Origin of the sequence: Citrobacter sp. wls717, assembly GCF_005280955.1 — a bacterium.
GTDB lineage: Bacteria > Pseudomonadota > Gammaproteobacteria > Enterobacterales > Enterobacteriaceae > Citrobacter > Citrobacter werkmanii.
In genome coordinates this window covers 405,277-426,386 of sequence record NZ_SZWW01000007.1, presented here as the reverse complement: position 1 = coordinate 426,386, position 21,110 = coordinate 405,277, and the positions used below count along the sequence as shown (strand labels likewise).

At 50.4% G+C, this 21,110-nt stretch carries 19 protein-coding genes; 6 read left to right on the top strand and 13 right to left on the bottom strand.

The window, feature by feature from the left end; genetic code table 11:
- Positions 1-131: 131 nt before the first annotated feature.
- The 6 genes from FDX09_RS06740 to rclA all read right to left on the bottom strand — a co-directional run bounded on the left by FDX09_RS06740 (position 132) and on the right by rclA (position 5,162).
- Entirely contained in the window at positions 132-899 is a 768-nt protein-coding gene (locus FDX09_RS06740) for an EAL domain-containing protein (protein ID WP_038638561.1), read from the bottom strand.
- Positions 900-998: 99 nt separating this feature from the next.
- Positions 999-1,580: a LuxR family transcriptional regulator gene (locus FDX09_RS06735; protein WP_170973229.1), complete on the bottom strand. Its 582-nt coding sequence runs from the start codon at positions 1,578-1,580 to the stop codon at positions 999-1,001.
- Between the two features lie 21 nt (positions 1,581-1,601).
- A complete protein-coding gene (locus tag FDX09_RS06730) occupies positions 1,602-2,297 on the bottom strand; it encodes a pilus assembly protein PilZ (RefSeq protein WP_085047572.1) in 696 nt (231 codons plus the stop codon).
- Between the two features lie 568 nt (positions 2,298-2,865).
- Positions 2,866-3,426 (bottom strand): reactive chlorine resistance membrane protein RclC, encoded by a 561-nt coding sequence (gene rclC, locus FDX09_RS06725; protein ID WP_038638553.1) that lies wholly within the window; start codon positions 3,424-3,426, stop codon positions 2,866-2,868.
- 11 nt (positions 3,427-3,437) lie between these two features.
- Positions 3,438-3,668, bottom strand: coding sequence for a reactive chlorine resistance periplasmic protein RclB (gene rclB, locus FDX09_RS06720; RefSeq protein ID WP_038643060.1), 231 nt, complete (start codon positions 3,666-3,668; stop codon positions 3,438-3,440).
- A 168-nt stretch (positions 3,669-3,836) separates the two neighbouring features.
- Complete coding sequence (gene rclA / locus FDX09_RS06715) at positions 3,837-5,162, bottom strand: reactive chlorine resistance oxidoreductase RclA (RefSeq protein ID WP_121528727.1); 1,326 nt, start codon at positions 5,160-5,162, stop codon at positions 3,837-3,839.
- Positions 5,163-5,397: 235 nt separating this feature from the next.
- On the opposite strand from rclA, the gene rclR reads away from it, so the two are divergent.
- The gene (gene rclR / locus FDX09_RS06710) at positions 5,398-6,252 is read left to right on the top strand and encodes a reactive chlorine-specific transcriptional regulator RclR (RefSeq protein ID WP_085047574.1); all 855 of its coding nucleotides are present in this window, start codon (positions 5,398-5,400) and stop codon (positions 6,250-6,252) included.
- Between the two features lie 52 nt (positions 6,253-6,304).
- On the opposite strand, the gene FDX09_RS06705 is transcribed toward rclR, so the two are convergent.
- The 4 genes from FDX09_RS06705 to FDX09_RS06690 form a co-directional block, all read right to left on the bottom strand.
- Positions 6,305-9,448: a CusA/CzcA family heavy metal efflux RND transporter gene (locus FDX09_RS06705; protein WP_110498597.1), complete on the bottom strand. Its 3,144-nt coding sequence runs from the start codon at positions 9,446-9,448 to the stop codon at positions 6,305-6,307.
- A gap of 11 nt (positions 9,449-9,459) precedes the next feature.
- Positions 9,460-10,752: an efflux RND transporter periplasmic adaptor subunit gene (locus FDX09_RS06700; RefSeq protein WP_085047576.1), complete on the bottom strand. Its 1,293-nt coding sequence runs from the start codon at positions 10,750-10,752 to the stop codon at positions 9,460-9,462.
- 76 nt (positions 10,753-10,828) lie between these two features.
- Positions 10,829-11,176, bottom strand: a complete 348-nt coding sequence (cusF, locus tag FDX09_RS06695) for a cation efflux system protein CusF (protein ID WP_069323108.1) — start codon at positions 11,174-11,176, stop codon at positions 10,829-10,831.
- Between the two features lie 32 nt (positions 11,177-11,208).
- Positions 11,209-12,591 (bottom strand): efflux transporter outer membrane subunit, encoded by a 1,383-nt coding sequence (locus FDX09_RS06690; protein ID WP_137346954.1) that lies wholly within the window; start codon positions 12,589-12,591, stop codon positions 11,209-11,211.
- 195 nt (positions 12,592-12,786) lie between these two features.
- Between FDX09_RS06690 and cusR the strand changes: the two genes are divergently transcribed.
- The 5 genes from cusR (at position 12,787) to uspF (ending at position 16,720) form a co-directional block, all read left to right on the top strand.
- A complete protein-coding gene (cusR, locus tag FDX09_RS06685; protein ID WP_137346953.1) occupies positions 12,787-13,470 on the top strand; it encodes a copper response regulator transcription factor CusR in 684 nt (227 codons plus the stop codon).
- Positions 13,460-14,911, top strand: a complete 1,452-nt coding sequence (locus tag FDX09_RS06680; protein ID WP_137346952.1) for a Cu(+)/Ag(+) sensor histidine kinase — start codon at positions 13,460-13,462, stop codon at positions 14,909-14,911. The genes cusR and FDX09_RS06680 overlap by 11 nt, the downstream gene beginning before the upstream one ends.
- A gap of 120 nt (positions 14,912-15,031) precedes the next feature.
- Positions 15,032-15,241 carry a hypothetical protein gene (locus FDX09_RS06675; RefSeq protein WP_069323104.1) on the top strand — a complete coding sequence of 70 codons (210 nt, stop codon included), beginning with the start codon at positions 15,032-15,034 and terminating at the stop codon, positions 15,239-15,241.
- Positions 15,242-15,324: 83 nt separating this feature from the next.
- Positions 15,325-16,128, top strand: coding sequence for an MBL fold metallo-hydrolase (locus tag FDX09_RS06670; RefSeq protein WP_085047580.1), 804 nt, complete (start codon positions 15,325-15,327; stop codon positions 16,126-16,128).
- A 163-nt stretch (positions 16,129-16,291) separates the two neighbouring features.
- Entirely contained in the window at positions 16,292-16,720 is a 429-nt protein-coding gene (gene uspF, locus FDX09_RS06665) for a universal stress protein UspF (RefSeq protein ID WP_038638520.1), read from the top strand.
- Positions 16,721-16,785: 65 nt separating this feature from the next.
- Here uspF and torD read toward each other — a convergent pair whose 3' ends face one another.
- Genes torD through torC form a run of 3 tightly spaced genes read right to left on the bottom strand, consistent with a single transcriptional unit; the run spans position 16,786 to position 21,105 of the window.
- On the bottom strand, positions 16,786-17,400 hold the full coding sequence (torD, locus tag FDX09_RS06660; protein WP_137347012.1) for a molecular chaperone TorD: 615 nt from the start codon (positions 17,398-17,400) through the stop codon (positions 16,786-16,788).
- Entirely contained in the window at positions 17,397-19,937 is a 2,541-nt protein-coding gene (gene torA / locus FDX09_RS06655; protein WP_137346951.1) for a trimethylamine-N-oxide reductase TorA, read from the bottom strand. The genes torD and torA overlap by 4 nt, the downstream gene beginning before the upstream one ends.
- Positions 19,927-21,105 (bottom strand): pentaheme c-type cytochrome TorC, encoded by a 1,179-nt coding sequence (gene torC / locus FDX09_RS06650; RefSeq protein WP_042309930.1) that lies wholly within the window; start codon positions 21,103-21,105, stop codon positions 19,927-19,929. Before torC ends, torA begins: the two co-directional genes overlap by 11 nt.
- Positions 21,106-21,110 lie beyond the last annotated feature (5 nt).

Here is a 21,110-nt window from a genome sequence, read left to right as displayed (position 1 = left end):
CACCAGCCCTCTGTTCTGCAGGGGGCTTTTTTTTGCCTTTCAGGGCTGCCAGATGCGCTACGCTTATCAGTCCTACGAACTTAACGACAACGTAGAACAATCAAGGGTTTGGGAAACGTAAAAAGGTGGGATTAATGATTATACTGCGTCAGGAGTAACGGGATTTCTTCTGCTAACACCGGCGGAGAAATGAAAAAGCCCTGAATTTTGTCACAACCAATCTGCGTTAAACGGTCCAGTTGGGACTGGGTTTCCACCCCTTCAGCAAGAACTTCAATACCAAAATTGTGCGCCAGTGAAATAATGCCCTCAACAATCTTTGTCGATCGGGTATCGGGCTCAATGCCAGCAACAAATTCCTTATCAATTTTTAGGGTATCAAAAGGATACTTCAGCAGATAATTAAGATTTGCGTGACCGGTACCAAAATCATCAAGAGCGAGTTTAACCCCGATCTCCTTTAGCTCCAGCATATTGTTAACCGCTATCTGGCTGTCGCGCAGTGGTGACGTTTCCGTAACCTCAATTTGGCATCGATAAGGCGGTAGTCCACAGAGGGTGAGATTACGTCTGACGCGTTGCGGTAAGAGAGGGTCACAAAATTCAAGTGCGGAAATATTGATTGATAATACAAGAGGATCGGGCCAGGACGTCGCCACATCCCAGGGGGTATGGGTAACCATGTCTTCAATTGAAATGATATTGCCACTGTCTTCCAATAACGTAATAAAAATATCGGGAGAGATCATCCCCATCTGAGGGCTGTTCCAACGCATTAATGCTTCAAATCCGCTAATTTGCTGAGTGTGCAAATTAAAAATGGGCTGATAAACCATATAAAACTGACTGGTATTCAATGCCTGTTCAAGCGCGGTGAGCACCTCGTTGGAATTAAACATTCCCTCTACCTCTACAAATCATAAAATTTAAAACCAGTCAGCATCGCTCCCGAATTATATCTACTATGATATGTTTTACATCAGAAAAGAATCACCAGACTAGGGTAAAAAAGACATCCGATGGGTGAATCTGACAATTAATTTATTTAAATCAGAAGTATTGTTCAGTCCCAACTTGGCGACGACGCGCATTTTATGAGCCTGAATGGTTTTATAGTTAAGGCTCACTAACTCAGAAATTTCTTTAGCGGTATAGCCACTTACCAGCAAACTCAGGATCTGCTGTTCCCTTTCGGTTAACCTTTTCTGCGAACGATACAGCCGGGGATTCCATTTCCCGACTGACAACGTCGCCAATTGACCGAAATCTCGCAGTGAAGATTTCTCAGTCAACACTATTGCTTTCTCAATATATAATAACTCCACGCATAATTTCGCCACCAAACTGTCAGCTACAATGACTACGACGTTATTATAGAACTTGAATCGATTTTTATTCAGAAACTGTACGACGTCTGAACACGGTTGTTCATTATTAATGATATTAAAAATCATGGTTTGATGCTGACATAATGATGACTGATGCAACATATCCTCAAACTGGAATGTTTGTACAGGTACATGTTTGCTGGTCAGGTAGGCGAACATACCGTTGCCCACAAAATTATCATTGCCACACATCAACATCCTGTTTACCGCTCCTTATAAGCTTCTGATCTTGTTACTCATTAAAAATTTGATAATAATTTTCTCGACTTCAGCCTCTTCACGACGATTTTTAAAATCGAACTCACACGAGATCTGATGACAGGAGTACAACTGATTATCCTCATCAAACTCATTGATCGTGACGACATCGATCACTTTTAAATCCAGCTGTAAACTGCCAAACGTATCAAACTCCAGTGAGGCATTTTTAATCACCGCATCTTTATAAACAAAGCGGGTATTTACATCTTTAACAATTAACGCACAGCCACCCTGAGAGATGTTTTTAATCCTGAAAGAGTAGTTTTCTCCGTTTTTGTAACGACCAAAACAGAAAAAGTCATAACCCTTCAGGAAGGAAAAACGCTGATTTTGTCGCTGCTGGGCAAAGAAAATCATATCCGGGATGAGGTAGGATAATCCTGCCTCCGCACCTGCGGGTGGAGTTTGTTCAAATCTGGCACTAAATTTTACAATCCCGCTTTCGCTGTGCAGGATAAAGTATTGGACCTTTTCAGGCACAATCTCTTCATGGCCGGAGATGACAAACCGTTCGAAATCGACCTTCTCTAGCTGTGTGATAACGCTACTGTTTTCGCATAAGACTTCCAGTTTCGTTTTCTTGTGCAGCTCTTCACGAAGGATAGCGATGATTTCAAACTTGTTGTCCTTTGCTAATCCAAAGCTCATTCTAAAACCCTTATTTCCATATTTAAGATATGTCCCGCTTTTGGTTACCCAAAAACGCGAGATCAGCATCCGCCCTGGTGCTTAATTACCATAGTGGATTCCATGTCAGACAGTTGGTTAAAAATTAAGTTTTTAACTATCTTTAGCCAATTATTGATACGTAAAAACATTTAATCAGGATAATTCTAGCTTAAGCCGCGCTTAAAACCACGCGAACTTATGGATTAACTATAACAAAAATGAATAATAATTTTATTTAAGATGCTGTTTTGAGATAACAAATAGCAAGAATTGCACAGAAAAAAACAAAGAAAAATGAAGGTGTTGGGATGGTTGGGCAATGCGCAGGTTGTCGCGCTTTTGTCGTCAGTGCGTATGATGCTTACATCTTCATATCATTAACTGCCAATACAGCCTGACGCGTGATTGTTATAAAGTGAATAATTACATTTTATATATTAAATAAATTTCCCTTAAGTCAGAAAAAAGCCAGCATCCTGCTGGCCCGGCAAATACCGAATAGAACTAGAGTGGCTTGCTACCTTACAGAGGGTACAATGTTAAAAATTCAATACCGCTGCTTAATTATTGATCGAGATGAGTCTGCGATGATCATCACTGCTCCCGCCAGCATTAGCGTGTCTTTCAATACCAGACGCCCGGCCCCGGACAAGTACGGAAAACCATGATGTAAATCGCCCAACGGCATTACCCATGCCTCAGGTGTGGTAATTAAAAAGGATAAGGTAACAATCGGCGTAGCAAATGCCAGTATGCCGCCAATTAATCCCAACCAACGGCTAACAGGATTTGCCAGCACCAATAAAGCGATAAGAACTTCGACTACGCCCAGACCATTGGAGAATGTATAGGTATTATTCGCCGCCTGCCATTCACGCTCCTGTGGCTTAAACTCACCTTCGTGGGTTAAATGCTGCTTATACTCTTCTGGATGTTCATAAAAAAATGACATTACCGGGCTATTAGCAACAAATGGCGTAATACTGTCAGCTTCGTAAGGTACAAATTTTAATAACCCAATCCAGATAAAAACAATTGCAATGCTCAGGCGAATTAAGGTTAATCCAATTTTATCGCCCTTACTGAGTAAACGCAGATACTTTTCCATGCAGGCTCTCCTCACTTGTATAAAATTGCCGTTGCGTGAGTGCTGCCATCAATGCGCATTGAGGTGATTTTCCAGGACGTTGCATTATTTTCCTGCGCCAGTTTCGCAATAGCATCCTCTATCTCGGAAGGCGCACCAGATATGGCAGACACGCTAACATGGACAACTTCGGTTTGCGCCAATGCGGAAAATGTCACCGGTGCAGTCAGTAACGCGGTCATTAGTAACGTAGTTTTAAACATGTTCATTCCTATTTCCATTAAACAGTGATTTCAGTGGCAATATAATAAAACATGCCAATTTATTTTATTTCATCCAGGACGCCAGAATAACTGTCAATGAGTATCCAGCCGTTAAAAAGACAAAAAAAGCCCCACACGGGTGGGGCAAACATGCAGACTACGCTTTTATTATTTAACGAGAGAAAAGAGATCGTTTAATGATTCACTCATACTCGGATGGGTAAATATTTGATCGCGTAAGGTTGTATAGGGTAATCCTGCATCCATAACCGTCTTGATGATATTAATCATCTCATGTGAATCCACACATAATAGCGAAACACCTAATATCTGTTTCGTTTCACTATCCACCACCGCTTTAAGTACGCCGCGTGTGTCATCCATCACTCGCGCACGCGGAATCGCCGCGACCGGCAGCGTGACTACCTGCACAGAAGCACCGCTGGCGCGAGCCTGTTCTTCGGTCATCCCCACGCGGGAAAGCGGCGGCGTCATAAAGACGGAATACGGTACATTTTGACGATCGCCGGTGTGACGTCTCCCCTCGCCTGACAGGTTGTCACGCACAATGCGGAAGTCATCCAGTGAGATGTACGTGAACTGCAACCCCCCGGTAACATCGCCCATTGCCCAAATATTATCTGCCGAGGTACGCAAATATTTATTCACAATAATGGCGCCGCGGTCGTTTACATCCACACCCGCTTTCTGCAACTGCAGGTTTTCGGTCGCCGGTTTGCGGCCCGATGCCACCAGCAGCGCATCCACGGTCTGGACGCCTCCCGGCATTTTCACCTGTACCGCGCCGTCCCCGGACGAAACCGCCTGTACGTTGGCATTAAGGATAATCTCAACGCCTTTGTCGCGTAAAATCCTGGCGATAGCTTCGGCAATATCCCGATCTTCACGGGCTAAAAACAGCGGAGCGGCTTCATAAAGGGTAACTTTGCTGCCGAAGTTAGCAAACATTGATGCGAACTCCACACCAATGTAACCGCCACCCAAAATTCCCAGACGTTCAGGCCGTTGCGTCAAATTCAACAGCCCGGTGCTGTCAAACACCCCCGGTGTGGTGGTTAACCCTTCCACGTCTGGAACCGTTGACTGCGCGCCGGTATTAATAAAGATCTTCTCGCCGCTTAGCTCAATCGCGCCTGTTGACTGCACGACTCGCACAGTATGGTTATCGACAAACTCAGCACGACCGTCGATCACATCGACATTTTCCAGGTCGGCCAGATTATGGAAGTTTTTATCGCGCAGGAAACTGACAACGGCAGCCTTGCGCTGCATCGCCGCAGCAAAATCATGTTGAAGTTCAGCGTCATGTACCAGGGTTTTGGTTGGAATACAGCCGATGTTGATGCATGTCCCGCCATACATGGTGTTCGACTGTTCAACAATCGCCACCCGCCAGCCCGTTTTTGCCAGGGTAGCTGCCAGCGTTTTACCCGCTTTGCCAAATCCAATAATAATCGCCTGATACTGATTCATGCTCTCTCTCCGCCTGGTCACTGTTCATTTGTTGAACTGAAGTATAGGGGTAACCAGACAAGGGAAATGTATCCAGAACGCGCTTATTACTGTTAAATCGTCTAAATCACTTTTAACCTCTTTTCATGAAACACATAAGCATAATAAATTAACACCTTGAAGGTATTACTTTAATTTAAAATTGACGAGATAATTCCGCCAAACCAATAGTGATTAAAACTGCCCAGGAGTCTTCATGGATGCCCTTAGTCGATTACTCATGCTTAACGACCCGCAAGGCTCGATCGATCAAAACTGTTTGTTGAGCAGAAACTGGCAACTGCCGCATGCGGCGGGCGAGCTATCCGTTATCCGCTGGCATACAGTCACTCAGGGAGCAGCCCAACTTGACATGCCTGACGGGACATCTTTCACCCTGCGGCCAGGGACTCTTGTTATCCTGCCGCAGAACTCCGCCCATCGACTTTGCCAGTCCGGGGATGAACAAACGCATATCGTTTGCGGTAGCCTGCGACTGCACGCCACCTCACGCTATTTTTTAACCGCGCTACCGGAAGCACTGATTCTGGCGCCTGAAGAAAAGAGTCCCGTCAGCCATTGGCTCAAGGCCGTGATTGCGCTATTACAACAGGAATCCATTAGTGGGCTGCCGGGTTCCAGCGCTGTATGCAGCCAACAATGCGCCACGCTGTTCGCCTTAGCCGTTCGTGAGTGGTTAACCAGTGCATCGCCCGCACAAAACGTGTTGAATTTACTGCTGCACCCCAAACTCGGATCTGTGGTGTTTTTGATGCTCGAATCACCGTCCTTTGCATGGACCGTCGAAGAGCTGGCGAAGCGCGTACACATGTCGCGGGCCAGCTTTGCGCAATTATTCCGTGAAGTGTCAAACTCCACACCGATGGCAGTGTTAACCACTTTGCGCCTGCAATTCGCCGCTCAGATGTTGTCACGCGGATCGCAACCATTGATTGTGGTAGCTGAATCGGTGGGCTACGCCAGCGAGTCATCGTTTTATAAAGTCTTTCTACGCGAATTCGGCTGTACGCCGGGCGAGTACCGCAAACGCGTGAAAGCGCTGGAAGCATAGAGCTACGCCTGCTTCGGGGTACAAACCGAAGACAGGCGTATGATTGAGAAGGTTACTTTTGCTTGCGATGCCTGTGCAGCCACATCAGCTTATACGCAGCCGGAATGATAAATAGCGACAACAGCGGCGCGGTGATCATGCCGCCAATCATCGGCGCGGCTATGCGGCTCATCACTTCTGACCCGGCTCCCGTCCCCCACAAGATGGGCAACAGACCGGCGATAATCACCGCCACGGTCATCGCTTTCGGGCGCACGCGCAGTACAGCGCCGTGATATAACGCTTCATCCAGTTTATCCGCCGTAAAGGTTTGCGGGTTTTCCAGCGCAGGCTCTGCTTCAATGGCGTGACGCAGATACATCAGCATCACCACGCCAAACTCTGCGGCCACGCCGGCCAACGCAATAAACCCGGTTCCGGTCGCGACCGACATATGGAACCCCATCCAGTAGAGGAACCAGATGCCCCCTACCAGGGCAAAGGGGACGCTGGTGATAATCAACAGCGCTTCGCCAAAGCGACGGAAAGCCAGATAAAGCAGGACGAAGATAATCATCAGCGTCATCGGCACCATCAATTTGAGCTTATGGCTGGCGCGTTCAAGCAGTTCGAACTGCCCGGAGAACGCCACGCTGGTCCCCGGCTTTAACTGCACCTTTTCCGCGATCGCTTTTTGCAGATCGTTCACCACCGAAACCATGTCACGATCGCGGGCATCGATGTAAATCCAACTGGTGGGTCGCGCATCTTCTGTTTTTAACATTGACGGCCCAGAAACGACCGTGACATCCGCCACATCAGCCAGCGTGATTTGCTGTTTCATGGGGGTCAGAATGGGCAGATTACGCAGCGCTTGCGGGCTGTCGCGATAGCTCTGCGCATAGCGAAGGTTGATAGGATAACGCGCGATCCCTTCTACCGTTTCGCCCACCATCGCGCCCCCCACAGCGGAGGTCACAAACAGCTGTACATCGCCAACGGTCATGCCATAACGAGCCGCTTTCTCACGATTAATATCCACATTGAGATAGCGTCCCCCTACCAGACGCTCAGCTAACGCAGAGGCGACGCCTGGCACGGTTCTGGCCACCTCTTCAATTTGTTCCGCCGTCGCATCGATATCAGCCAGCACGTTACCTGACACTTTAATCCCGATAGGGCTTTTTATCCCGGTAGAGAGCATGTCGATACGGTTACGAATTGGTGGCACCCACAGATTCGCCAGCCCCGGCAAGCGCACGGTTTTATCCAGCTCGGCGATGATTTTGTCCATCGTCATACCCGGACGCCACTGATCCTGCGGCTTCAGTTGGATCGTCGTTTCAACCATTTCCAGCGGTGCGGAATCAGTTGCGGTTTCCGCTTTACCGGTTTTACCAAATACGCGCGCCACTTCAGGAACGGTCATGATCAGCTTATCGGTTTTTTGCAGCATGTCCGCCGCCTGCGCCGCCGAGATCCCCGGTAGTGTCGAAGGCATATACAGCAAATCGCCTTCATTAATCTGCGGCAGGAATTCACCACCGACTTTATTCAACGGGTAGATAACCGTCAGTATTGACAGCACCGCTACCAGGAGAGTGGTTTTGGGCCAGTGCAGCACCTTCAGCAATAGCGGATGGTAAATACGGATCAGAAAGCGGTTAAGCGGGTTACTGCTTTCCGCCGGTATTTTTCCGCGGATCCAGAATCCCATCAGGATCGGAATAACCACAATAGCCAGAAATGCCGCGCCCGCCATGGCATAGGTTTTGGTGAACGCCAGCGGACCAAACAGCCGCCCTTCCTGCCCTTCAAGGGTGAAAATAGGGATAAACGACAACGTAATTATCAGCAGGCTGATAAACAATGCCGGGCCGACTTCCACCGAGGCGTCAGTAATGACCTTCCAGCGCGTGGCGTTATCCAGCGTTTCACCCGGATGTTGATGCCCCCACTCTTCCAGCCGCTTATGGGCATTCTCAATCATCACGATTGCCGCATCAACCATCGCCCCGACGGCAATGGCAATTCCCCCGAGCGACATAATATTGGCGTTCAGCCCCTGGAAATGCATCACGATAAACGCGATACACAGCCCCAACGGCAGGGAAATAATCGCCACCAATGCCGAACGCAGATGCCACAGGAACAGCGCGCACACCAGCGCAACGACGATAAACTCCTCCAGTAGCTTGTAGCTCAGGTTATCAATGGCGCGATCGATAAGCTGACTGCGATCGTATGTTGTAACTACCTCAACGCCTTCCGGCAGGCTGCTTTTCAGGGTGTCGAGTTTGGCTTTAACGGCGGAGATCACCTCACGCGCATTTTTACCGGAGCGCAGGATAACCACCCCGCCCGCCACTTCGCCTTCGCCGTTCAGCTCGGCGATCCCGCGGCGCATTTCCGGTCCAATCTGAACGCGTGCCACATCGCGCAGATAAACCGGTACACCGTCGGCCCCGGTTTTCAGGACGATATTATTGAAATCATCAAGTGTTTGCAGATAGCCACTGGCGCGCACCATATATTCGGCTTCAGCCATCTCCACCGACGAGCCGCCCGCTTCCTGATTTGACGTATCCAGCGCAGATTTCACCTCCGCCAGGCTGATGCCATATTGCGTCAGCTTCATCGGGTCGATAACCACCTGGTACTGTTTAACCACGCCGCCCACCGAGGCCACTTCCGCCACGTTAGGAATCGTTTTTAACTCATATTTTAAAAACCAGTCCTGAAGAGAACGTAATTCCGCGAGGTCATGTTTTCCGCTGCGATCCACCAGCGCATATTCAAAGATCCAGCCGACGCCCGTGGCGTCCGGTCCCATTTCGGCACTAACGCCTGCCGGCAATTTTCCCTGCACCTGGTTGAGATATTCCAGTACGCGCGAGCGTGCCCAGTAAGGATCGGTGCCATCCTCGAAAATGACGTACACATAGGAATCGCCAAACTGCGAGAAGCCGCGCACCGTCTTCGCGCCCGGTACCGACAGCATGGTGGTGGTCAGCGGGTAAGTGACCTGATTCTCGACGATTTGCGGCGCCTGTCCGGGGTAGCTGGTTTTGACTATCACCTGGACATCAGAGAGATCGGGCAGCGCATCAACCGGGGTGTTAATGATGGTCCAGGTTCCCCAGATGCTGAGAAACAGCGCCCCCATCATCACCAGGAAGCGGTTTGCCACTGAACGGCGGATAATCCATTCAATCATTTATCATGTCCTCAATGTGAATGGGTCGCCTGGGCTGGCATCGCGCCTGCGTCTTGCGCACCACTGTGCTGGGCGCGCATACGGTCAAGGGCGCCAGAAATATTCGCCTCGGAGTCAATCAGGAACAGGCCGCTGGACACCACTTTTTCACCTTCGGCCAGGCCTGAGCGAATAGCCGTCAGCCCCTGAGATTCATGGAATACAGCAACCTGCTTCGGCACAAATCGACCTTCATGATCAACGGTAATCACCCGCTGTTCGGTACCCGTATCAATTAACGCTTTAGACGGGATCAGCAGCATCGGCTCGCTTTGCGTTTTCAATTGCAGGTAAGCATTCATTCCAGGCTTGAGCGCTTCGTCGGGGTTATCAACCTGCAAACGCAGCTGGAGGGTACGCGTGGTAGCATCAACGCTTGGCAAAATACTCCACTTACTGATGGTGAATGGCTTATCCGGCCAGGCAGGAACAGTGATGCGAAATTGCGAGGCATCTTTAATCAGCCAGGCAATAGATTCCGGGACCGACGCGCTGACCCATACCGGATCCATTCCCTGAATTTTCGCGACCACATTGTCTTTAGAAATATTCATGCCGGTACGCAAATCGAATGCGGTGATCACCCCATCAATGGGGGCTTTCAGGGTAAAGCGGGTCTGAATTTTACGCGTCGACTTTAAACGCTGGATATCCGCTTCCGGCATACCGGCAAGGCGTAATCGCTCCAGAATCCCTTCCACCTGCGTCGCGCTGCCGCCGGTCTCGCGCAGCAGCAAATATTCGCTCTGCGCCTCAACCCAGTCAGGAATCGTCAGGTCAATGAGCGGAGAACCCTTCTTGATTTTGTCACCCACAGTGAGCGGGTAAACCTTCTCGATAAAGCCAGCGGAGCGTGCCTGGACAATAACAAACTGGTATTCGTTATAGCTCACGTTAGCCGGGAAAGTTTGCGCATAGTGCAGTGGTCCCCGACGCACGGGTTCCGTTTTTAGCCCCAGATTCTGGGTCTGAGTGGGATCGATGCGCACGCCAGGTGCTGACGCGCTTGCGGTCTCTTCATCGGCATATTTCGGGATTAAATCCATATCCATGAACGGCGATTTGCCCGGCTTGTCAAAACGCGTATTCGGATACATGGGGTCATACCAGAACAGAACTTTTCTGGCTTCTTTTGGCGAAGCCTGTCCGGTTTCGGTCGATACTTTTGCGGATGAATAATAAGTATAAACACCGACAGAAATAATCCCACCTGCAATCATGCCAGCGAGAATAAGCGCGGTATTTTTAATATTTAAAGACGCCATAATGATTTCCATTGCGCGATAATCTCACCCGCGCTCGCAAGAACCCGGGCAAGAATTAAAGAGACCAGCGAGAACGTTATTTACTGATGTGAATATCGCGTAACACAGAGAGATTTCCCTGTTGAACAAACGTAAACGCGACCTTATCGCCCGGTTTAATATCGTCAGCCCTGGTGTCGGCCACCAGCGTAAAACGCATCGTCATCGCCGGCCAGTTCACCGCCGGAATAGGATCATGTTTAATCGTGACTTTTTTACTTTCCATATCAACAGCTTCAATCACTCCAGTCGCGCTAATGCGTTGTTCCTGTTGAGCCGCCGGCTGCATACTCATCATCTCGCCATGTTGATGCTCATTGGCCTGAGCGTTAAATATGACCACAGAGAAAAGGCTTAACAGCACGGCTTTGGCGGTAGTATTCATAGTTGATGCTCCTGAAAAGTTAATATTAAGGTTTACTCCACCCAACCGCCGCCTAAGGCAGCAAACAGCTTAATTTCATTAACCTGCTGGGCGTAATTAAGATCGAGCAGCGATTGCTGCGTGGCAAATAAAGAACGTTCGGCGTCCAGAACTTCGATATAGCTAACCGCGCCATTCTGATACAGCGCTCTGGCACGTTGTAGGGTGATTTGCAATGACGTCAGGTAGCGCTGCTGGCCGCTAATTTGATCGGCAATGCTTTGACGCAACGCCAGCGCATCGGCCACCTCTTTAAATGCGCCCTGAATTTTTTGTTCGTAATTCACCACCGACTGCTGTTGGCGAATTTCAGCCAGATCAAGATTGGACTGATTACGTCCGGCGTTAAAAATTGGAATATCTATTTTGGGGACAAAATTCCACATGCCGCTGGCAGCATTAAACAAGCTGGAGAGATCGCTGCTGCTACTGGACACGGAGCTGGTCAGAGTAATCGACGGGAAAAATGCCGCCCGCGCGGCACCGATATTGGCATTCGCCGCCATTAATCCGTGCTCAGCTTCCATAATATCCGGACGCTGTAACAGTATTTGCGACGAGAGTGATGGCGGCAGCGTAACCGGTTTAATATCTCCGCGACTGCGCGCCCTATCGTCGGGTAATTTTCCGTAGGTACCCAGCAACAGTTGCAGCGCGTTGTTGGCCTGCGCCAGTTCACCTTTACGCTTCGCGATTTCGCTGCGCGTACTTTCAATCACGCCCCGCGCCTGTTCCAGCGCCAGTACATTAGTGCTACCGGTGACCAGTTGTTTTTCAACAAAGGCGTAGGAACGCTGATAGTTTTGCAGCGTTTCTTCGGCAATTTGCAGTTGTGCATAAGCCAGACGCTGATTGAAATAACTTTGCGACACGTTAGAGATTAATGAGATATGTATCGCCCGACGCGCCTCTTCGCTGGCAAAGAAATTCTGTCGATCGGCTTCACTCATATTTTTCAGCCGACCAAAAAAATCCAAATCGAAACTGAGATTCAGTCCGGCCTCGAATTGGCGATCGGTGCTGCTGTCGCCTTTTAATTTACCGCTGTAGGTACCGCTGGATCCTGCCGTAATTTGCGGATAGCGGTCAGCGTCCGTGACGCCATATTGCGCTCGCGCCTCCTGAACCTTCAGCACAGCCATACGCAAATCGCGGTTATTGGCCAGCGCCTCACCAATCAGCATCTTAACCTGGTCGTCAACGAAGAAGGTCCGCCAACCGGTGTCCTGATAATTCCCAGAGGCTGACACCAGCGCATTCTGGCTTAAGGAGAATTGCTGTGGCACCGGCAAAGCCGGGCGCTGATAGTCCGGCGCTAATGAACAACCGGCGAGAACGAATATAGCGCTGAGGGTAAGAAGCTTAAATTTGCTCATAGTTCTTCACGTCCTGACCGGACTGATGACCCTAAAATATGTAGGAATTTATAGGGTTGTACTTTAACGAAGTGACTCTGTTTAACCGGTGACAGGAAAATGACAAAACTGTCATTTTCCCAATAACCGATTGCTATCCGATCCCGCTTCCCTAGAATTGAAAGTCCGCACAAGCAGTGCGAGAAGGAGAATGCGATGAAGATTTTAATAGTCGAAGATGAGAAAAAAACCGGTGAATACCTGACGAAAGGCCTGACGGAAGCAGGTTTTGTCGTGGATTTGGCGGATAACGGCCTGAACGGGTACCACCTGGCGATGACCGGCGATTACGATCTGCTCATCCTCGACATCATGCTGCCGGATGTAAACGGCTGGGATATCGTACGCATGCTGCGTAGCGTCAATAAAGGCATGCCCATTCTTCTCCTCACTGCGCTGGGTACCATTGAACATCGGGTTAAAGGTCTGGAATTAGGCGCTGACGATTACCTGGTCAAACCGTTTGCCTTTGCCGAACTGTTGGCGCGGGTCAGAACGCTATTACGCCGGGGCGCGGCGGTAATTGTTGAAAGCCAGTTTCAGGTCGCAGATTTAATGGTTGATCTGGTGAGTAGAAAAGTCACCCGCAGCGGGGCGCGCATCACCCTGACCAGCAAAGAGTTTACGCTGCTTGAGTTTTTCCTGCGCCACCAGGGAGAAGTTTTACCCCGCTCGCTGATTGCCTCTCAGGTCTGGGATATGAATTTTGACAGCGATACCAACGCCATCGATGTCGCCGTTAAGCGTCTGCGCGCCAAAATCGATAATGACTTTGAGCCGAAACTGATTCAGACCGTGCGCGGCGTGGGATATATGCTTGAGGTTCCTGATGGCCAGTAAACGATGGCAACGCCCTTTTTCCCTGGCGACGCGACTGACCTTTTTCATCAGTCTGGCGACTATCGCTTCATTTTTCGCCTTCGCATGGATAATGATCCACTCAGTGAAAGTACATTTCGCCGAGCAGGACATCAATGATTTACAAGAGATCAGCGCCACGCTGGAGCGTATTCTTAATCAACCGAACGAATCTGAACCACGCCGACTGGAAACGCTAAAAAACGTCGTGGCAGGTTACTCGAACGTCATTATTTCTCTGGAAGATAGCAATCAGAAGGCTATTTTTCATTCACCTGACGCCCCGGATCTCCGGCAATTTATCGCCAGTGCAAGGCCGGATAAAAATGCCCAAGCCCGCGATGTCTTTATTATATCCGGCCCCATGCTGCAAACGCCCAAACATACGCACGATCAGATGACATCATCAAACTGGCGCATGATTCGTTTGCCTGTAGGCCAGCTTGCCGATGGAAAACCGGCATATACGCTGTACCTGGCATTATCGATCGATTTTCATCTGCACTATATTAATGACCTGAAAAACAAGCTGATTATGACGGCATCACTGATTAGCATGATGATTGTTTTTATCGTGCTGTTCGCCGTTTATAAAGGTCATGAACCGATCCGTAATGTCAGTCGCCGCATCCAAAATATCACCTCGAAAGATCTCGACGTACGCCTTGATCCGCAAACCGTGCCTATTGAACTGGAACAGTTGGTCAGTTCGTTTAATCACATGATCGAACGCATCGAGGATGTTTTTAAACGTCAGTCGAACTTCTCGGCAGATATTGCCCATGAGATCCGCACCCCAATTACCAACCTGGTCACGCAAACGGAAATTGCGCTAAGCCAGATCCGCAGCCAAAAAGAGCTGGAGGACGTGCTGTATTCCAATCTCGAAGAATTTGGCCGGATGTCGAAGATGGTGAGTGACATGCTGTTTCTGGCGCAAGCGGATAATAATCAACTGATCCCGGAAAAGACCGCGCTCAATCTGGCTGATGAGGTCAGTAAAGTGTTCGACTTTTTCGAAGCCTGGGCAGAAGAGCGTGAGGTTGGTTTACGCTTTGAGGGGCGCGAATGTTGGGTATCGGGCGATCCGTTAATGTTACGCCGGGCAATGAGTAATCTGCTTTCAAATGCCATGCGTTACACGCCAAAAGGCGAGTCAGTGACCGTGCGGGTGAAAGAGGCCGATGAACAGGTGCAGATAGTCGTTGAAAACCCCGGCCCGCCAATTCCTCCACAACATCTTCCGCGACTCTTTGACCGCTTCTATCGGGTAGATCCTTCCCGGCAACGTAAGGGAGAAGGCAGCGGCATTGGCCTTGCGATCGTGAAATCGATAGTCATTGCCCATCAGGGAAAAGTTGCAGTGACATCTGATTCACATGCCACCCGCTTTATTCTGACGCTGCCCCGGCATGCAATTTAATCTCTGCTGATGACGGTTAAGTGTTTCCTGTTCTCTGACACAACCGTCATATTCCTGTCACGTCACTGACAGCCCTCGCTAATTATAATTTCTTCCGTAAACCCACACAGGAGAAATATGATGAATAAGATGTCCTCTTTTTTAGCTATCGCATTTTTTATCTCAGCAGGCGTTAATGCAGCCGAAACGTCACCCCATGCACAATCATTTTCGCAAATGAATGAACATGAAAAAGCGATGGTAGTACATCAGTCGACAAATAATGCTCATTCCTATGCCCATGAGCAGCAGGCCCAAAAACATCGTGCGCAGGCAAACAGTACGCAATAACGGATAACGCCAAAGGGCGCTGCGATCACAGCGCTCTCAAAAGCTGTGCGTTAAAGTATGCCGTTTTAATACTGGAGTCAGGCATGGCTTTAACCCTCACGGTGTTGCTTGAAAACCGGCGCGCTGCTGGCGCAGATAAATCATTACGGGCAAAACCCGGATTAAGTCTGTTAATTCAGGATGAAACCAGCACCATACTGTTTGATACCGGGCCGGATGACAGCTTCATTCTAAACGCCGCGCAAATGGGGATCGACCTGACGCAATTAACCGCCGTGGTGCTGTCACACGGTCATTACGATCATTGTGGCGGCGTCCCCTGGCTTGCCGATAACAGCCGTATTATTTGCCATCCTCAAATAGCCTGTGAGCGTTACGCGTCGATAACGCTTGCGGGAAAGCCGCGACAAATTAAAAAACTCTCCCGCGATAACGACTACTCTCGTCTGAATATGGAATACACCCGCGAACCGTTGGCGATTAGCGATCGTTTTTTGTGGTCCGGGGAAATTAGCGTATCCACACCGCAGGCCTACGGTGTTATTCGCGAGAAAACACCTCAGCCGGATTACATCAGCGATGAAGGCGTATTGATCTATAAATCTGACCGTGGGCTGGTGATCATTACCGGTTGCGGGCACCGGGGAATAGAAAATATCGTCCGCCATTGCCAGAACATCACCGGCATTCGCAAAATTCACGCCCTCATCGGTGGGTTCCATTTACGCGCCGCCTCTCCCGCTAAACTGTGGCGGACGCGGCAATTTATTAAGCAGCAGCAACCGGAAAAACTGCTCGGCTGTCATTGTACCGGTTCGTGGGGACGGTTGTGGCTACCGGGAACAAAAGCCCCGGCAACGGGGGATGTCATCGTGCTGGCGAACTAAAGGCGGTAAAACGTGGCCCACATCTGCATTAGAAAACGGGAACTTACGTTCCCCGTTTATCATTGACGACAATTATGCACGTAACCTTGATCTGGTCACTTATTATACAGAGACAACCTTGGGTACACTCAGGATAGAGGTAAACAAACAGGAGGTAGTGAATATGTATCGCTCAATTCTGGTGCCCATTGATATCTCTGAAGCCGATTTAACCCGCCATGTTGTGCCGCAGGTTCAGGCGCATGCCAAAACCGCCAAGGTCCATTTTCTGGCCGTTATTCCTACCGTTCCGTTCTATGCCTCGCTGGGGCTGGCCTACTCAAGCGAATTCCCGGATCGCAGTGGTCTGCAGGCCAAGGCCAGCGAAAAACTCGAAGAGATTGTTAAGCAATTCAACATTCCTGCTGGCAGGAGTCAAATCCACGTCGTTTACGGCCCACCGAAGGATCAGATCCTCAAACTGGCGGAAGCGGTTGACGCCGAACTTATCGTCATCGCCTCGCATAAGCCTGGTTTTAGCACCTACCTGCTGGGTTCAACGGCTTCTGCCGTAGTCCGCCATGCGAAATGTCCGGTGCTGGTTGTACGGTGACACTGGCTAACATAATAAAAACGGGAGTAAATTTACTCCCGTTTTTTTCCGACTAAGGTCAGCACTCAGTGCTGATTATCCAGCCTGACCAATGCCAGCAACAGCTGGCTCAGCGCACCATAAAACCCAAAATCATCATAGCGACAGCATTTAGCGGTGAATTCCGGTAACCAGCGTAACAACCCCGCCAGCGTTTCTCTGCGCAGCGCGTCAATTTGCTGATGACGCAAGCCAGCTTCAGCCAGTGAAAAATGCAGATGACTCAGCAGCTCGACGAAAATCGCCAGGTGATCGGCTGACTCGCTAAACGTATTGCTGACCTGCATCCCCGCATCAGATAACAGTTGTTTAATGACGCCGTAGTTCGATCCCCCTTCGAGATGAGCCGACGCATAGGGTAACGCCGCGTGTTTGTCCGACATCAGAAACAGACTGCAAAAATCAGCTGCCAGTTCCAGAGTGACGTCTTCACGCATCTTAAGCGCCGCAATTTTTTCCTCCAGCAGAAGTACTTCCGCCTCAAGCGATGGCTCACTTTTTAGCAACGCAAACCACCCCGCCATTTCGCTGGAATGCAACTGTTCCAGGCTTTCGTCATCGCGCTCACGGGAAAACAACTGCGCCAGCCACGCGTAAACGCAGGCCACCTGCTCTGGTGTCAGAGAAGAGTCTTTCATTATGGCCTCCCCTGCTCTGCCGGAACATATTCGCACTGTGCCACCATTTTTATCGGGCCGCTGAATGCCGTCACATTCGCCAGCTTGCCGGTATATTTCTCGATTTCCACCAGCGCAGTATGGGCACTGGTGGCTTGTGCCAATTGAGACGTGCCGATATCTATCGTTAACACGTTCGGGTTGCCGTATTTGCACAGTGCCCCGATTTCTCCGCCGTTCTCCGGATCGTACCAGGCGCCTTCATGAATACGCACGACGCCTGGCGAGTAGAGATCGGAGACAACTGCCCCGGCGAGCACTTGTCCACGCGCATTAAATACACGGACGATATCACCATTGCGAATCCCTCTTGCACTGGCATCCTGCGGGTTGATAAACACCGGTTCTTTGCCACTTACCGCATAATGCTTACGTAGCGCTTCAGATTCACAAAGCTGCGAATGCAGACGGAAGTCCGGGTGGACGGATTGCAGATGCAGCGGCCAACGCTGCGACCCCGGCCCGCCGTGTGATCGTTCGATTTTCTCAAACCACATCGGATGCCCCTGGCAGTCGTCATACTGCATATCGGCAATAGTTTTCGAGAAAATTTCGATCAAACCGCTTGGTGTCCCCAGCGGCTCAAGATCGGGATCTTCGCGGAATGCCTGATGTCGAACAAACATCTGCGGATGCTCGAACTCGACGTACTCCTGCTGATTCCAGAAGACGTCAAATGCCGGGAGATGAACGCCGCGCCCTTTCCCCTGCTGGCTTCCTTCCTGCCAGATCCGCTTCAACCACCCCATCTCATCCAATCCTTCGGTGAAGGCCTCTTCACGATTAAAGCGGCGGCATAGATCGCGGAAAATATCGAAATCATTACGCGCTTCAAATTGCGGCTGTACCAGCTGTTTCATGGCGATAATGCCGCGGTTGGAGTGGTTGCCATACTGGTCGAGATCGTTACGTTCAAATTGCGTCGTCGCAGGCAATACAATGTCGGCGAAGCGACAGGTCGAGGTCCACTGATTATCAATAGCGATAACGGTTTCCAGCTTCCGCCAGCCCTCAATAATGCGGTTGATCTGCTGGTGGCGATGAAAAGGATTGGTCCCGGCGAAAACGCACATCTTCAACGGCGGCAATTTCACCGTTTTACCGTTCCAGTTAATTTGCTTGCCCGGCTCCAGTATCGCATCAATAAAACGTGCAATAGGGATGGTGCTGCTATAGCCCTTATAATCGGTGCTGTCATGTATCGGAGGAACGGTGGTGGAGCCAGAAAAACCACTCAGAATTACACCCTTACGGCCTGGCGTACCCGCGCCGTTATAGTGCCAGCCAAAACCAAAGCCCCCGCCGGGTAAACCGATTTGTCCGAGCATTGAAGCCAGCACCACAATCATCCACGCCCATTGCTCCCCATGCTGCATGCGCTGGACGCACCAGCCGGCAATAATTTGCGTTCTCCCCCCTGCCATCTGCCGTGCCAGTTCACGAATCGTGTCGGCATCGATCCCACATATCTTTTCCGCCCACAGGGCATCTTTAGGCTGTCCGTCACTTTCTCCCAGCAGATAAGGCAGAAACTGTTCAAACCCCACGCAGTAGTTATCGAGAAAATGCGGGTCATAGAGCTTCTCGGTATAGAGCGTGTGCGCCAACGCCAACTGTAGCGGCACATCAGCCTGCGGATTTACGGCAATGTGTTTAACTTTATCACGACCCAGATAGTCATGAGTCGAGGTGACGACCGGGTCAATACTGATGACAGAGATCTCGCCACGCGCCACTTTTTCCTTCAACTGCTCGTAGTATTCATAGACATCATGATCCGGACACCACCAGTTCGCCTGCTGGTTTTTGATCAGATCGGAGCCCCACAGCACAATGGTTTTGCTGTTCTTCAACACCAATGGCCAGGAGGTTTGTTGCTCATACACCTCCATTGAACCCACCACCCGCGGCAGGATCACTTGAGCGGCGCCGGTGGAATAGTCTCCCCCGGTACCCACGCTGTTGCCATGCAGCGCAATGGCGCGCGCCAGCATACCGGAAGCGTTATGGAACATGCCGGTTGATTGCCAGCCGCTGGCCGTAAGCAGCGCGCTTGGACCATAGGTCTTCTGAATGCGCTCCAGCTCCTGATAGAAGAAGTCCAGCGCTTCATCCCAGGAAACGCGCACAAAGCGGTTATCGCCGCGTTGTGTGGTATCGCTCTGGTGTCGTTTACGTAACCAGTCAACGCGCACCATCGGATAACGGATACGCGCGCCACCGTGTACATGATCCGGCAGTCCGGCGATCATTTTGGACGGGTACTTATCACGCTCAAACGGCTTCGCCTCGATAAAACGCCCATCAACCACGGTGGCACGGATTGCTCCCCAGTGAGAACCGGTCAAAATCCCCTCTTTAACACCTGTTCCCTGTACCTCGGCGGCACTGGCGCTACGCGGTGTGAGTAGAGAGGGGCCTACCATACCGGCTACGGTCAAACCGCCCAATTGCAGCAGGAAACGTCGGCGAGATGCCTGAAAGAGATCGTTATTTTTCATTGCTTTCTCCCGTAGCGCTATGTGGCTTGTCCGTGGTGTCAGAGGCATTCATCTGCAGATATTTCAGCAAGGTACGTTCTTCGCGTTTATCCAGACTGGTAAACCCAATCATGCCGTTCAACGTGCCAATCCAGCCGTTGGCGTCAAAGTGTTCTTTCTCTGGGGCGCCGTGGCACTGGTTACAGGTTCCGTTATAGAGTGAGTCGGCATAGGCCCAAATCGGCTTGATGTCGTTAACCATATCGCCCTTGTGCATCCAGGCGGTGGCTTGCAACTTACTCCACGGCGTATTCGTTTCCGCGACGGTGGTTTGTTCCAGCGTTTTCACGTGCTGCTGGATATCACCGCGAATAGAAGCCACAAAAATGCGCTTACCCGGCAGTTGCGCCAACACGCGCTGACGTCCGTTACTTTCGGTCCAGCCCACAATCTCAATTTGCAGCCAGTCGCCGTCACGCTTTAACACTTTGACTTCAGAGGCGGGCAGCAGTGAACCAGCGGGCTCTTTATCACCTTTCGCGGCATACAGAGGTTTGATGTCAAGGGAGTAGAGCGTATCGCCATCATCATTCGCACTGGCGCGAAGCGCATCAAACTGCTTGCGGAAACCGCTGCTCATGTCGGGAAGTTGGTGCGCAATGCCTTTATGACAGTCGATACAGGACTGGTTATCCTTCGCCGCAATTTTCATCTGGCGCGCGGCTTCAGGATGCTGTTTAGCGTGATCCATCGCGTCATAGTTATGACAGGAACGACAGGTTGCGGAGTTGTTCTCTTTCATTCGCGCCCATTCGCGCTCCGCCAGCTCGGCGCGCTTGGCTTCGAATTTCTCAGGCGTATCAATAGAGTGGGCAACAAAGGTCTGGTAGATATCGTTGCTGGCCTCCAGCTTACGTTTCACCATACCAGGGATATCTGATGGAATGTGGCAATCGTGACACTCTGCGCGTACCCCGGAGGCATTCTGAAAATGCACCGACTGTTTATATTCTTCATAAACCGGCTGCATGCTGTGGCAACTCACGCAAAACTCGGTTGAACTGGTTAATTTAATGCCAACGTGCGGTAAGACGATCAGCGCGATGCCGACCACAATTCCGATAACGACCAGCGCCAACACTGACCAACGTGCGCTCGGTCTGAGCAGCGCCCTCCATAGTTTCCGCATAATAG